Here is a 13,448-nt window from a genome sequence, read left to right as displayed (position 1 = left end):
CCATAGCCTGGGCCGAGTGCCCGCAGAGGACGTCGCGGGTAGGCGCGGTGTCGCAGGATGTGGCAGGACGGAGGTCAGGGTCTGGTGAGCACGGAAATCACGGTCCTCCTTATGGTCGGCGCGATCCTGGCGGCCGCGACGCTCGGGGTCGCGATCGCGCTGGCCGTACGTCTGGTCCGCACGCGCCGCACGCTGCGCGCGGCGGGGCTGCCGGTCGAGCGCCAGTGGGTGTTCTGGGGCGCCATCGCCTATCTCGTCCTGCCGGCCGATCTGCTGCCCGATCCGGTGTTCGTCGACGACATCGGGGTGCTCCTGCTCGCGCTGCGTTCCATGAAGTCGGCGAATTCAGGCGTCGGGCGGCGTGGGGCGCAGTAGGGGGCGGCGCAGGTGCCGGGCTTTGGTGAGCAGGACGTGCATGCGTTCGGTGACCTGGGAGACGTCCTCGACGGGCTCGTCGAAGGCCAGCCGTACGTCCGCCTGGCTGCGGGCCTTCTCCAGGCGCAGCGTCAGTGCGTAGCGGTCGATGGCGAGGGGGCGTACGCGCACCACGCCGTGCAGGCTGTCCGCGCACACGAGCCGGGTCAGCTGCTCGACGGCGTCCTCGTGCGCGTCGGCGAGATGGGTGAGCAGACGCGCCTCGGCCTCGGCCAGCGGGTCGGGGGCGGCCAGGGCGAGTTCGTCGAGGTCGATGCCGGTGCGGCCGCCCGCGGAGTCGTGCAGCACGGCGCAGGTCGGCGCGAAGACGAATCCCTCCCCGTCGGGTACCAGGGAGCCCGAGAGCCAGAGCCGGGCCCGGATGCGGTCCCTGACCGGTACGGGGGCGACGTCGGCGAACTCCACCAGGGTGGAGGGTTCGCCGCGCGGAGCGCAGATCATCGCGGTGGCAAGGGCGCTGTCGGGCGGCGGGGAGAGCAGCAGGATGCCCTCCGGCGTGACGCTGTGCGCGCCGACGAGTTCATCCCTGCCGATCTCCGTGGTCACCGCGCAGGACCACGCGGTGGTGAGCAGGGAACGAGCGCGTGCCGCTGCGGTGGGCACGGACGTGCTGGCGTGACGGACACCCATCCTTGAACCTCCATTAGGTAAGCCTTGCCTAACTTATCGGAGATCGCGGAGCAGGGCCAGTACGGATAAGGCCCCGCGCGGTGATTCGCGCGGGGCCTCTCGGATCTCGGCGCGGTCAGTGACCGCGGGCGATCCATTCCTCCAGGTGCGGCGCCTCCGCGCCCACGGTCGTACTGTCGCCGTGCCCGGTACGCACCTCCGTGCCGGCCGGCAGCGTCAGGAGCCGGTCCCTGATCGAGTCGACGATCGTCGGGAAGTCGCTGAACGAGCGGCCCGTGGCTCCGGGACCGCCCGCGAAAAGCGTGTCGCCGGTGAAGACCGCGGACAGGTCGGGCGCGTAGAGACTGACGGCGCCGTGGCAGTGGCCCGGCGTGTGCAGGACCCGCAACCGCGTACCCGCCACGGTCAGTTCCTGCCCGTCGGCGAGATCGCCGTCGGGCGCGCGGTCGGGGTGGGTCCGCTTCCACAGCTCCGCGTCGGCGGGGTGCAGCAGGATCGGCGCGCCGGTGCGGTCGGCGAGCGCCGGGGCCGCGTCGATGTGGTCGTCGTGCGCGTGCGTGCACACGATCGCGACGACCCGGCGCTCGCCCACCGCGGCCGCGATGGCGTCCGCGTCGTGCGCGGCGTCGATGACGACGACCTCGTGGTCGTCCCCCACGATCCATACGTTGTTGTCGACGTCCCAGGTGCCTCCGTCGAGGGAGAACGTGCCCGAGGTGACCAGGTGGTCGATGCGCGCCGCCATCAGAAGACCACCACCGAACGCAGGACATCACCGTGATGCATCCGCTCGAACGCCTTCTCCACGTCGGCCAGGGCGATCGTCTCCGTGACGAACGCGTCCAGGTCCAGACGCCCCTGCTGATAGAGGTCGATCAGCATCGGGAAGTCGCGGGAGGGCAGGCAGTCGCCGTACCAGCTCGACTTGAGCGCGCCGCCGCGCCCGAAGACGTCAAGGAGCGGCAGATCGATGCGCATGTCCGGTGTCGGCACGCCGACCAGGACGACCGTGCCGGCCAGGTCACGGGCGTAGAAGGCCTGCTCGTACGTCTCGGGGCGGCCGACCGCCTCGATGACGACGTCGGCCCCGTGGCCGCCGGTCAGCTCGCGGACCGCCTCGATCGGGTCCGCCGAGCGGGAGTTGACGGTGTGCGTGGCGCCGAGGCCCTTGGCCGTCTCGAGCTTCTTGTCGTCGATGTCCACGGCGATGATCTTCGCGGCGCCGGCGAGCCGCGCGCCCACGACGGCAGCGTTGCCCACGCCGCCGCAGCCGATGACCGCGACCGAGTCGCCGCGGCCCACGTTGCCGGTGTTGATGGCGGCGCCGATACCGGCCATGACCCCGCAGCCGAGGAGACCCGCCGCGGCCGGCGAGGCGGCCGGGTCGACCTTGGTGCACTGTCCGGCGGCGACCAGGGTCTTCTCCGCGAAGGCGCCGATGCCGAGCGCGGGCGAGAGCTCGGTGCCGTCCAGGAGGGTCATCTTCTGCTTCGCGTTGTGCGTGTCGAAGCAGTACTGGGGCCGTCCGCGCAGACACGCGCGGCACTGTCCGCACACCGCACGCCAGTTGAGGATCACGAAGTCGCCGGGCGCGACCTCCGTGACACCGTCACCGACCGACTCCACCACGCCCGCCGCCTCGTGGCCGAGGAGGAAGGGGAAGTCGTCGTTGATGCCGCCCTCGCGGTAGTGCAGATCGGTGTGACAGACCCCGCAGGCCTGCACCCGCACCACGGCCTCGCCGGGTCCCGGGTCCGGCACGACGATCGTCTCGATCGCCACCGGCTCGCCCTTCGCGCGCGCGACCACGCCCTGTACCTGCTGCGCCATGAGGTCAGCCCTTCTTTCTTCCGGCGTTACTTGCTCGTCCGGCATCACATGGTTCCTCCCGCATCCTCACAGACCGGGCCCGCCCGCGACGACCCCGGAGGCTCGAGTTCCGATCATCGCCCTCCGCCGAACCGCCGGCCGCCCCTTAGGGTGGGCGCGTGCGCGACCTCGCTGCTCAGGCCCTGCTGCCGGTCAACGCGACGCTCGGTGCGGCGCTGCTCGTCCTGCTGCTCGTCGCGGCCGCCACGGCCGCCGTGTTCCGCCTCTCCCCCGACGGCTCGTACGGCAGGGCGCGGGAGATCCTCGTGGCCGGGGTGCGGGCGGCCGTGCAACTGGGTGTGGTGTCCCTGGCCATCGGCTGGGTGATCCACCACATCGCGGCGCTCTTCGCCTTCCTGCTCCTCATGATCGCCGTCGCCGCGCGCACCGCGGGGCGCCGTATCACCGACAACGGCAGCTGGTGGTGGGCGGCGGCGCCGATCGCGGGCCCCGTCGTCCCGGTGGTCGCCTGCCTGACCCTGGCCGGGCTGCTTCCGGTGCGCGGCATCGCCATGATTCCCGTGACCGGCATCCTGATCGGCGGCGCGCTGACGGCGACGGTACTCGGCGGGCGCCGGGCCCTGGACGAACTCGACTCCCGCAAGGGCGAGTTCGAGGCGGGCCTGGCCCTCGGCCTCCTCGCCAGGGACGCCCGCCTGGAGGTGATCCGCCCCGCCGCGTCGGACGCCCTGCTGCCCGGTCTCGACCAGACCCGCACGGTGGGCCTGGTGACGCTGCCCGGCGCCTTCGTCGGCATGCTCCTGGGCGGGGCCTCCCCCGTCCTCGCGGGCGCGGTGCAGCTTTTCGTGCTGATCGCCCTCATGGCCGTCCAGGCGATCGCGGTGGCCACGACCGTGGAGCTGGTCGCCTGCGGCCGCCTGAACCGGACGGGACCAGAGTGAGCGGCCGGGCCTGGTGAGCGTAGGCTCCGGATCATGTCTGTCTACGAGAATGCAGAGATCGGCGCCCTCCAGGGCGGCCCGGCCGACCCGGGCCAGTACCTGGGCAAGGCCGTCCTGATCGTCAATGTCGCCTCCAAGTGCGGTCTCACCCCGCAGTACGCGGGTCTCGAGCGGCTGCACGAGCAGTACGCGGACCGCGGCTTCACCGTCCTCGGCGTGCCCTGCAACCAGTTCATGGGCCAGGAGCCGGGTACGTCGCAGGAGATCGCGGAGTTCTGCTCGGCGACGTACGGCGTGACCTTCCCGATGACCGAGAAGGTCGACGTGAACGGCGAGGACCGGCACCCGCTGTACAAGAACCTGGTGGGCACGGCGGACGCCGAGGGGCACACCGGCGACATCCGCTGGAACTTCGAGAAGTTCCTGATCGGCGCCGACGGCGACGTGGTGGCCCGGTTCGGCCCGAAGACCGAGCCGGACGCCCCCGAGGTCGTCGCCGCGATCGAGGCGAACCTGCCGAAGTAACCCGGGCGCCCCGCCGAAGGCGCGGCACACCGGCGCCGGGCAGCCGTGCGGGGCTATCCGTACGTCTTCTTCCAGCGCACCCGGTGCCGGTGGTCGCCCTGGCCCGCTTCGCTGACGCCGAGGAGCGAGGGCAGCGCGGCCCCGCTGTTCCACAGGCCCACGTGGTCGCGGTGCAGGGCGGCGATGCCGTGGCCGGCCGCGAAGGCCCCGGCGGGGCGGCTGAAGCGCGCGGTCGTCACGCAGATCGCGAGGTCGGCGCCGAAGTGCACGCGGGCGCCCAGGAGATCGCGCAGGTCGCGGCCGGCGACGGCGCGGCCGGGTGCGTACCGCTTGCACTGGATGATCATGCTCCGGCCGTCCGGGAGGCGCCCGGTCACATCGACGCCGTTGTCCCCCGCCCCGCCCACGCGGCGCACCGCGGTGCATCCGTCCCTGCGGCAGAGACCGGCGATCAGCTCCTCGAACTGCGTGCCGGTCATCGTGTCCACCTCGGCGAGCGTCCGGTGCCCCGCCCGTATCCCGTCCTCCTTGCGCCACGCGCGATCGCTCTCACGCACCAGCCGGTCGGTGCGCCACAGCCACCACAGCACGGCCCCGAGAACGCCGAGTACCAACGCCCCCGCCGCGTAGGGCCGCAGAGCCGTCCAGATCATCATCAGCTGCAGGACCAGTACGCCGGCGCACACCGCCACCGGCTTCCACGGCGTCTCGTGCCGCTTCCGCGCCACCGAGCGCCGTCCCCGTCGAGCGGCCATCGAAGCCCCCTCCGCCGTCCCTGCCCAGCAGTGTGGGCAGAGAAGGCCGGTTCGGGAAGGGCACCCGCAGAGCCGCCGGCGGTCGGCGGCCCTGCGGGGTACATCCAGCCGGACCAAGCTGACCTGCGGGCTTCCGGGCGCGCTCATACGGTGACTGAATGGTCATCAGGTACCTCTCGCGCTCCTCATCCGCCCGCACCGCGGCACTCGCGGCCGCCGCCCTGGTCCTCCTGTCCACGCCCGTGTCGGCCACCACGGCGGAGCCCTCTCCCCCCAAGCCGGGCCCCGCGTACTCCTCGGACCTCCTGGACCGGCCCGGCGTCCAGGCCCGCCCCGGCGCGGGCGCCCCGGCCCTGCCGGATGACGTCTCCGCGCTCTCCTGGCTGGTGGCCGACGCCCGTTCGGGCGAAGTCCTCGCCGCCCACAACGCGCACCGGCAACTGCCGCCCGCCTCCACCCTGAAGTCGCTCTTCGCCCTGACCGCGCTGCCCCATCTGGACGCCGTGTCCCGGCACAAGGTCACCCAGAGCGAGCTGGACGGCGTCGGTGACGGCAGCAGCCTGGTGGGGGTCGAGGCGGGGCGCAGCTACAGCGTCGCCGATCTGTGGCGAGGCGTTTTCCTCAGTTCCGGCAACGACGCCGTACATGTGCTCGCCAAGCTCAACGGCGGCTGGCAGCAGACCGTGCGCCAGATGCGCGCCAAGGCCCGCGCCCTCGGCGCCCGCGACACCCATGTGGTCTCTCCCGACGGTTACGACGCGGCGGGGCAGGTCTCCTCGGCGTACGACCTGGCGGTCTTCGGCCGGGCGGGGCTCGCGGACCCGGAGTTCTCGCGCTACTGCTCGACGCCGGTCGCCAAGTTCCCGCACGGCAACTGGTCCTATCCCATCCAGAACACCAACCGGCTCCTCACCGGCGCCGACGGCGTGGCCCGCTACCCCGGCCTGCTCGGCATCAAGAACGGCTACACCAGTCATGCCGGCAACACCCTGGTCAGCGCGGCGCAGCGCGACGGCCGCACCCTTGTCGTGTCGGTGATGAACCCGCAGGCCGGCGGCAGCTACCGCGTGTACGAGGAGACCAGGGCGCTCCTCGACTGGGGGTTCAAGGCGGCGGAGCACGTCAGGCCGGTGGGTTCGCTGATCCCCGAGAGCGAGCGGCGGGACGCGGCCCGGGCCGCCGCGCCCGATGCCGGGCTCGCCGCCCGTCCCGTCGGCGACGACGGCTCGGACTGGACCTCGATCCTCCTGGTCAGCGCCGGTTCGGTGGTGTTCCTTGCCGGTGCGGTGGTGCTGATCCGGCGGCGGCGGGCCCGCGTCTAGCTCTTGCCGGGGCGCCAGTAGCCGAGCGCGTGCACGCGCCGGCGGGGAATCGAGAGGTCCCGCCGGACGTAGGAGGCGAGGGCCCGTGTCGTCGCCGTGTCGCAGGTGATCCATACGTACGCGTCGGGGGTGTCCTCGATCAGCGCGGGCAGCGCGGCCCTGACCTCGTCCAGCAGACCCCGGCCCGCGTCGCGCCGCTCCACGCGGTGCAGGTCGTGCAGGGAAGTGTCCAGGCTCAGGTCGAGGTCGTGGTCCGAGGCGTGCTGTGTCTCCAGCCAGAGGGTCGCCGGTATGCCGGGCATGGCGTTCAGGAGCGAGGTGACGGCGGGCACCGCCGCCGTGTCCCCGATCACCAGGAGCCGCGCGGGCAGCGGATCGGGCACGTCGAAGCCGGTGCCCTGCAAGGTGGCCTCGATCCTGTCCCCCGGACCGGCCTTGCGTGCCCAGTCGCTCGCGGGACCGTCGTGCAGCGCGAACTCCAGGCTGAACGTCCCCGCGGCGGGGTCGGGGTCCACCAGGGTGTAGGCGCGCTGGTGACGGCGGCCGTCCGCCCGGTCGAACCACAGGCGCACCCACATCGTGGGATGCACTCCGGTCAGGGCGAGCATGCCGCCGTCGGTGAGGTGCAGGCGCCGGTAGTGTTCGGTGACGTCCTCGGCGCCGGTCACGGTGAACTCGAAGTCCTTGCCGCGGAACAGTTTGAGGACCGCGCCCTCCCAGCCGTGCCCCATCGGATGCCCCTCCCCTGCCGGACGGCCGGGCGGCCGGAAGCCGCCCGCCGTCATTTAGTTAGGGCAGCCTAACCTAATATCTCTCGGACGGAGGACCGTCGCACCCGGCGCCTCCCAGCAGACGGGCCAGATCCCGGTCCAGGCCGAGCCCTTCGCCCTCGCGCCCCGCCTCCACGACGGCGTACGTACGCGCCAGGAACCTGCGCAGTACGGCCCTGTCGAACTGCACCAGGGCCACACCCTGCGGCGCGTGGAACTCGATGACCGCGCGCGCCCGCCCGCACGGCCAGATCTGCACGTCACCGCCGCCGGCGGGGGCACGGAGCCCCTCTTCGAGGAGCCGGCGGGCGAAGATCCAGGTGACTTCCGCGCCGTCCAGCGAGGCCTCCGAGGGGAACGTGATCTGGACGGCGAGCGGGTCGGCCGACGCATAGCGCAAGGTCACGGGCAGCGCGCGCTCACGGCCTTCGGGGGTGATGAGGCGGGCGCGGGCGGGCTGCTCAAGCTTGTCGGCCATGATCGGACTCCTCTTCCGGCACAGCTGCCGCTGCCCGCTCTGCTTTCTTCCGTACCTGTACGAGTCCGCGGCGCGGGATTTATTACGCGACACACGGGACAATTTCTGTGACCCGCGTCACTTCGGCACCCGTGATCGATGGCGCGCAAGCCCCCCGTCGGGGCGTTTCGGGAAGGGGCGGGGCCGGGGAAAAGAGAACGCATGCTTCTAGCCCGCCTCGCACACGTGTCCGCCACCGTGGCCACCACCCCCGCCCGCTCCCAGAAGATCGCCCTCCTCGCCGACCTCTTCCGCTCGGCCACCCCCGCCGACGCCCCCATCGTCATCCCCTACCTCGCCGGCCGCCTGCCCCGGGGAAGACTCGGCATCGGGTGGAGCCTCCTGAAGGAGCCGCCCCCGCCCGCCGTCGAACCCGCCCTCACCGTCCAGGCCACCGACGCCGCCCTCACCGCGATCGGCGCCGTCTCCGGCCAGGGGTCGCAGGGCGAGCGCAAGCGCCTGGTGCGGGAGCTGATGGGCGCCGCCACCGCCGAGGAGCAGCGGTTCCTGGTCGGACTGCTCACCGGCGAGGTCCGGCAGGGCGCGCTCGACGCCATCGCCGTGGAGGGCCTGGCCCGGGCGACGGAGGCACCGCCCGCCGCCGTACGGCGCGCGGTGATGCTGGCCGGAGCGGTCACCCCCATCGCCGAGGCCCTGCTCGCGCGCGGGCCCGGCGCCCTGGAGGAGTTTCTGCTCAGCGTCGGCCGCCCCGTGTTCCCGATGCTCGCGCAGGGCGCGGGCTCCGTCGCCGATGGCATCGGCAAGCTGGCCGGGCCGTGCGCCGTCGAGGAGAAGCTGGACGGCATCCGCGTCCAGGTGCACCGCGACGGACCCGACGTCCGCGTCTACACCCGCACCCTCGACGACATCACCGACCGGCTGCCCGAACTCACCGCCGCCGCACTGGAATTGAAGGACGAGTCCTTCATTCTCGACGGTGAGGTCATCGCCCTCGACGCCGACGGCAGACCCCGCCCCTTCCAGGAGATCGCCGGACGCGTCGGCTCCCGCGTGGACGTCGCCGCCGCGGCCGCCGCGCTCCCCGTCTCCCCCGTCTTCTTCGACGTCCTGTACGCCGCGGGGCAGGATCTGCTCGACCTGCCGCTCGCCGAACGCCACGGCCACCTGGCCCGGCTTGTCCCCGAACCGATGCGGGTGCGGCGCACCGTCGTCGCCGACCCCGCCGACGAGGCGGAACTGCGCGCGGCCGACGAGTTCTTCGCCCAGACGCTGCGCCGCGGCCACGAAGGGATCGTCCTCAAGGACCTTGCCGCGCCGTACAGCGCGGGACGGCGCGGCGCGGGCTGGCTGAAGGTCAAGCCCGTACACACCCTGGACCTCGTGGTCCTGGCCGCCGAATGGGGCAGCGGGCGGCGCACCGGCAAGCTCTCCAACCTCCATCTGGGCGCCCGGCGCGACGACGGCACGTTCGCCATGCTCGGCAAGACCTTCAAGGGCATGACCGACGTGATGCTCGCCTGGCAGACCGAGCGGCTGCGTGAGATCGCGGTCAGCGACGACGGTCTCGTGGTGACCGTACGCCCGGAACTCGTCGTCGAGATCGCCTACGACGGGCTGCAGAAGTCCACCCGCTATCCGGCCGGGGTCACGCTGCGGTTCGCCCGGGTCGTCCGTTATCGCGAGGACAAGACGCCCGCGGAAGCCGATTCCGTCGAGACGGTCCTGGCGAACCGTCAGCCTTAATCCCCCGGCGGACCCTCTACCACCAAGTTCAGGCAAAGAACGGGCCGATAGGGTGACCTTAACGCCGTATTGACGCCCATCAACCCAATCAGCAACTAGGGGAAGAGCTGTGTCCGCTTCACGCCTGAGCCAGACGCCACTTCCAGGCATCGGCATCCGGTACGACCTGAGCACCAGGGAACACCGCCGGATCTCGGTCGTCGCGCACCGGGACGGTGCGCGCACCCTCAGCGCCTACCGTGCCGATGATCCCGACGAGTGCGCGCTCTCGCTGAAACTGAGTTCCGGTGAGGCGGACGCACTGATCGACGCGCTGATGCCCTCGCACCACAGCCCGAACCTCCTGCACACCACCGACCTCGGTCTGGTCGCCGAACGCATCGAGATCTCCGGCACGTCGCACTGGAACGGGCGCGTCCTCGGCGAGACCCAGATGCGCACCGAGACCGGCGCCTCCATCGTCGCGGTCCTGCGCAGGGCCGAGGCCATTCCCTCGCCCACGCCGGACTTCCGGCTCGCCGGCGGGGACACCCTCATCGTGATCGGCACCCGCGAGGGTGTGGAGAGCGCCGCCGCGATACTCGGGCGGGAGTGAGCCGATGCATTCCGCTGTCTTCCTGATCGAATTCGGCGCGATCATTCTCGCGCTCGGACTGCTCGGCAGATTCGCCGGACGGTTCCGCTTCTCCCCGATCCCCCTCTACCTCCTCGCCGGGCTCGCCTTCGGCGAGGGCGGTCTGCTGCCGCTCGGCGCCAGCGAGGAGTTCGTCGCGATCGGCGCCGAGATCGGCGTGATCCTGCTGTTCTTGATGCTGGGCCTCGAATACACCGCGAGCGACCTGGTCAGCAACCTCAAGACCCAGTACCCGGCCGGGCTCGTCGACATGGGGCTCAACGCCGTGCCGGGGGCGATCGCCGCGCTGCTGATGGGCTGGGGTCCGGTGGCCGCCGTCGTGCTCGCGGGCGTCACCTGGATCTCCTCGTCCGGCGTCATCGCGAAGGTCCTGAACGACCTGGGCCGCCTCGGCAACCGCGAGACGCCCGTCATCCTCAGCATCCTGGTCCTCGAGGACCTGGCGATGGCGGTGTATCTGCCCATCATCACCGCCCTGCTGGCCGGCGTCGGCTGGGCCGCGGGCAGCCTCACCCTGGGCATCGCGCTCGGGGCGGCCGGTCTGGTGCTGTTCCTCGCCGTGCGCTACGGCCGCGTCATCTCGCGCTTCGTGTCGAGCGACGACCCCGAGAAGCTGCTCCTGGTCGTCCTCGGTCTGACGATCCTGGTCGCCGGCATCGCGCAGCAGCTCCAGGTCTCCGCCGCCGTGGGTGCCTTCCTGGTCGGCATCGCGCTCTCCGGCGAGGTCGCCGAGGGCGCCCACAGCCTCCTCGCGCCGCTGCGGGACCTCTTCGCCGCCGTCTTCTTCGTCTTCTTCGGCCTGCACACCGACCCGGCGAGCATCCCGCCGGTGCTCCTGCCCGCGCTCGCGCTCGCCGTCGTGACGGCGTGCACGAAGATCGCCACGGGGTACTGGGCGGCCCGCCGCGCCAAGATCTCCGTCAAGGGACGGTGGCGGGCGGGCGGCGCCCTTGTCGCGCGCGGCGAGTTCTCCATCGTCATCGCGGGCCTGGCCGTCACCGCGGGCATCGAACCGTCACTGGGCCCGCTGGCCACGGCGTACGTCCTGATCCTGGTGATCGTCGGCCCGCTGACCGCGCGCTTCGCGCAGCCGGTGGCCGCCCGCGTGAGCGACCTCAGGTCGCGCCGCCGGGACACGGCCGCGGTCACCCTGCCCGCCCCCAGAAAGCCGGAACGCTCCTCGGAGGAGTCGCTCGACGGCCAGAACACCAGCGGCCGCTCCTGACCGACGCCGCCTACGGCACACCGCGCCCGCCCCGCATGATTTACGGGGCGGGCGCGGTCCTTTTCGATACGGGCCGTCGGCTATGCAGCCGAACACAGGGGCATGCCGACACACGGCAGGGACTCACCACTCACCACGCCCTCGGCCCCGGCCCGATGCAGGCAAATCGCCGACCGTCTCCCCGCCGGACCGCCCCGGACAACGCGAGCAGAACCAAGACCACCCGCCTATTCGCCGTCGTCATGGTGCCGAAGGCGGCGCGGGCGGAGAGCGGCGCCATTGTGCGCAGCGGGGTGGCGGTTCAGCGGCCCACCGCGTAGCCCTGCATTCCGCGTGGGTTGGCCGCGGCCGAGAGCACGCCCGTGTGTGGGTCGCGCGCCACCGCGCACAGGCGGCCCTCCGACCAGGGCTCGCCGACCGTCACGTCGTGTCCGCGCCGCCGCAGTTCCTCGATGACCGCCTCCTCCATGCGGGATTCGACGGTGACGCTGCCCGGGCGCATGCCGCGCGGGTAGAAGGAGCCGGGGAAGCTGTCGTTGTGCCAGTTGGGGGCGTCGATGGCGCCTTGCAGGTCGAGGCCTCCGCGTACGGCCTCGCGCAGTGCGACCGCCAGGAAGAAGTGCACCTGCCACTGGTCCTGCTGGTCGCCGCCGGGGGTGCCGAACGCCATCACCGGAACGCCGTCCTTGAGGGCGAGCGAGGGGGTCAGGGTGGTGCGCGGACGGCGGCCCGGCGTCAGGGAGTTGGGGAGGCCCTCCTCCAGCCAGGCCATTTGGAGGCGGGTGCCGAGCGGGAAACCCAGCTCCGGAACCACCGGGTTGGACTGCAGCCAGCCGCCGCTGGGCGTGGCCGCGACCATGTTGCCCCAGCGGTCGACGATGTCCAGGTGGCAGGTGTCGCCGCGAGTGGCGCCGTCCGCCGAGACGGCCGGTTCGCCGGGCACGGGCGAGGTGCCGCTCTTGGCGACGGTCGGCTCGCCGGCGCCCGCTCCGGGCAGCCCGAGCGCGTCGAAGCCGGGCTCGCCCTCGGCCACGGCACGCGCGTGGGCGGATATCTTGGCGGTGCGGCCGCCGGGGCTGCCGGGGCGCAGTTCGTGCGACGCCTTGTCGCCGATGAGCGCGCGCCGCTCGTCGTTGTAGGCCGCGGAGAGCAGGTCGGCCACCGGGACGGTGCCGGGGCCTGCCGCGTCGCCGTACCAGGCCTCGCGGTCGGCCATGGCGAGCTTGCAGCCCTCGATCAGCAGATGGACGTAGTCGGCCGAGCCGTACGCGGGCAGGTCAGCGAGCGCGGAGGGAAGCACGGCGAGCTGCTGGAGGAAGGCTGGGCCCTGGCTCCAGCCGCCCGCCTTGCACAGCGTCCAGCCGTTCCAGTCGTACGTCGCCGGGGCCTCGTAGGTCGCCTCCCAGCCGGCGAGATCGGCGGCGGTCAGGGTGCCGGTGTGCCGGGCGCCGCTGGTGTCCATCGTGGGCACGCCGGCCTGGCGTACCAGCGCCTCGGCGATGAACCCTTCGCTCCAGATCCTGCGCGCGGCCTCGATCTGCTCGGTCCGCGAACCCTCTCCCGCCTCCTCGATGACGCGGCGCCAGGTCGCCGCGAGCGCCGGGTTGCGAAAGAGCTCGCCGGGGCGCGGCGCCCGGCCGCCGGGCAGGTAGACCTCGGCCGACGAGGGCCATTCGGTCTCGAAGAGTTCACGGACCGTCTCGACGGTCTCGCCGACGCGCTCCACGGGCGCGTGCCCGTCCTCGGCGTATCCGATGGCGTACTTGAGGACATCGGCGAGGGACTTGGTCCCGTGGTCGCGCAGGAGCACCATCCAGGCGTCGAAGGCGCCCGGCACGGCGGCCGCGAGCGGTCCGGTGCCCGGCACCAGGTCGAGGCCCAGCGAGCGGTAGTGCTCCACGCTCGCTCCGGCGGGCGCACCGCCCTGCCCGCACAGGACGCGCACGTCGCCGCCGGCGGGGGCGAGGATGATCGGCACCTCGCCCGCCGGGCCGTTGAGGTGCGGCTCGACGACGTGCAGGACGAAGCCGGCGGCCACGGCCGCGTCGTAGGCGTTGCCGCCGTCCTCCAGGACGGCCATCGCGGACTGCGAGGCGAGCCAGTGGGTGGAGGAGACCATGCCGAAGGTGCCTTGCAGGGTCGGCCTAGTGGTGAACAAGA

Annotated in this window: 14 protein-coding genes; 7 read left to right on the top strand and 7 right to left on the bottom strand. The window is 72.2% G+C overall.

Annotated elements, in window-relative coordinates:
• Positions 1 to 57 precede the first annotated feature (57 nt).
• The gene (locus IE226_RS15170) at positions 58 to 375 is read left to right on the top strand and encodes a DUF1232 domain-containing protein (RefSeq protein ID WP_190081719.1); all 318 of its coding nucleotides are present in this window, start codon (positions 58 to 60) and stop codon (positions 373 to 375) included.
• Here IE226_RS15170 and IE226_RS15165 read toward each other — a convergent pair.
• The 3 genes from IE226_RS15165 to IE226_RS15155 all read right to left on the bottom strand — a co-directional run bounded on the left by IE226_RS15165 (position 346) and on the right by IE226_RS15155 (position 2,895).
• Positions 346 to 1,065, bottom strand: a complete 720-nt coding sequence (locus IE226_RS15165; RefSeq protein WP_190081718.1) for a DUF2470 domain-containing protein — start codon at positions 1,063 to 1,065, stop codon at positions 346 to 348. The genes IE226_RS15170 and IE226_RS15165 overlap by 30 nt on opposite strands.
• Positions 1,066 to 1,180: 115 nt before the next feature.
• Positions 1,181 to 1,810: an MBL fold metallo-hydrolase gene (locus IE226_RS15160; protein ID WP_190081717.1), complete on the bottom strand. Its 630-nt coding sequence runs from the start codon at positions 1,808 to 1,810 to the stop codon at positions 1,181 to 1,183.
• The gene (locus IE226_RS15155) at positions 1,810 to 2,895 is read right to left on the bottom strand and encodes an S-(hydroxymethyl)mycothiol dehydrogenase (RefSeq protein WP_190081716.1); all 1,086 of its coding nucleotides are present in this window, start codon (positions 2,893 to 2,895) and stop codon (positions 1,810 to 1,812) included. The genes IE226_RS15160 and IE226_RS15155 overlap by 1 nt, the downstream gene beginning before the upstream one ends.
• Before the next feature lie 158 nt (positions 2,896 to 3,053).
• On the opposite strand from IE226_RS15155, the gene IE226_RS15150 reads away from it, so the two are divergent.
• Positions 3,054 to 3,836 carry an ABC transporter permease gene (locus tag IE226_RS15150; protein ID WP_190081715.1) on the top strand — a complete coding sequence of 261 codons (783 nt, stop codon included), beginning with the start codon at positions 3,054 to 3,056 and terminating at the stop codon, positions 3,834 to 3,836.
• Between the two features lie 33 nt (positions 3,837 to 3,869).
• Entirely contained in the window at positions 3,870 to 4,361 is a 492-nt protein-coding gene (locus IE226_RS15145) for a glutathione peroxidase (RefSeq protein ID WP_190081714.1), read from the top strand.
• A 53-nt stretch (positions 4,362 to 4,414) separates the two neighbouring features.
• On the opposite strand, the gene IE226_RS15140 is transcribed toward IE226_RS15145, so the two are convergent.
• A complete protein-coding gene (locus IE226_RS15140; RefSeq protein WP_190081713.1) occupies positions 4,415 to 5,116 on the bottom strand; it encodes a restriction endonuclease in 702 nt (233 codons plus the stop codon).
• Between the two features lie 158 nt (positions 5,117 to 5,274).
• Here IE226_RS15140 and IE226_RS15135 point away from each other — a divergent pair, with 158 nt between their 5' ends.
• Complete coding sequence (locus tag IE226_RS15135; RefSeq protein WP_190081712.1) at positions 5,275 to 6,438, top strand: D-alanyl-D-alanine carboxypeptidase family protein; 1,164 nt, start codon at positions 5,275 to 5,277, stop codon at positions 6,436 to 6,438.
• Here the strand turns inward: IE226_RS15135 and IE226_RS15130 are convergent.
• Both IE226_RS15130 and IE226_RS15125 read right to left on the bottom strand, forming a co-directional pair.
• Positions 6,435 to 7,169, bottom strand: coding sequence for a siderophore-interacting protein (locus IE226_RS15130; protein ID WP_190081711.1), 735 nt, complete (start codon positions 7,167 to 7,169; stop codon positions 6,435 to 6,437). The two genes, IE226_RS15135 and IE226_RS15130, sit on opposite strands and share 4 nt — an antisense overlap.
• A 73-nt stretch (positions 7,170 to 7,242) precedes the next feature.
• Positions 7,243 to 7,686 carry an SsgA family sporulation/cell division regulator gene (locus IE226_RS15125; RefSeq protein WP_190081710.1) on the bottom strand — a complete coding sequence of 148 codons (444 nt, stop codon included), beginning with the start codon at positions 7,684 to 7,686 and terminating at the stop codon, positions 7,243 to 7,245.
• Positions 7,687 to 7,887: 201 nt separating this feature from the next.
• Between IE226_RS15125 and IE226_RS15120 the strand changes: the two genes are divergently transcribed.
• The 3 genes from IE226_RS15120 to IE226_RS15110 all read left to right on the top strand — a co-directional run bounded on the left by IE226_RS15120 (position 7,888) and on the right by IE226_RS15110 (position 11,288).
• The gene (locus tag IE226_RS15120; protein ID WP_190081709.1) at positions 7,888 to 9,429 is read left to right on the top strand and encodes an ATP-dependent DNA ligase; all 1,542 of its coding nucleotides are present in this window, start codon (positions 7,888 to 7,890) and stop codon (positions 9,427 to 9,429) included.
• Positions 9,430 to 9,538: 109 nt separating this feature from the next.
• The gene (locus tag IE226_RS15115) at positions 9,539 to 10,024 is read left to right on the top strand and encodes a cation:proton antiporter regulatory subunit (RefSeq protein WP_190081708.1); all 486 of its coding nucleotides are present in this window, start codon (positions 9,539 to 9,541) and stop codon (positions 10,022 to 10,024) included.
• 4 nt (positions 10,025 to 10,028) lie between these two features.
• Entirely contained in the window at positions 10,029 to 11,288 is a 1,260-nt protein-coding gene (locus IE226_RS15110; RefSeq protein WP_190081707.1) for a cation:proton antiporter, read from the top strand.
• Positions 11,289 to 11,589: 301 nt separating this feature from the next.
• Here IE226_RS15110 and IE226_RS15105 read toward each other — a convergent pair whose 3' ends face one another.
• Positions 11,590 to 13,446 carry a gamma-glutamyltransferase family protein gene (locus IE226_RS15105; RefSeq protein ID WP_190081706.1) on the bottom strand — a complete coding sequence of 619 codons (1,857 nt, stop codon included), beginning with the start codon at positions 13,444 to 13,446 and terminating at the stop codon, positions 11,590 to 11,592.
• Positions 13,447 to 13,448: the final 2 nt, after the last annotated feature.

Source organism: Streptomyces longisporoflavus (assembly GCF_014649775.1).
Lineage (GTDB): Bacteria > Actinomycetota > Actinomycetes > Streptomycetales > Streptomycetaceae > Streptomyces > Streptomyces longisporoflavus.
Note: the sequence above shows the minus strand (reverse complement) of the source record. Positions and strands in the feature narration are given on the sequence as shown.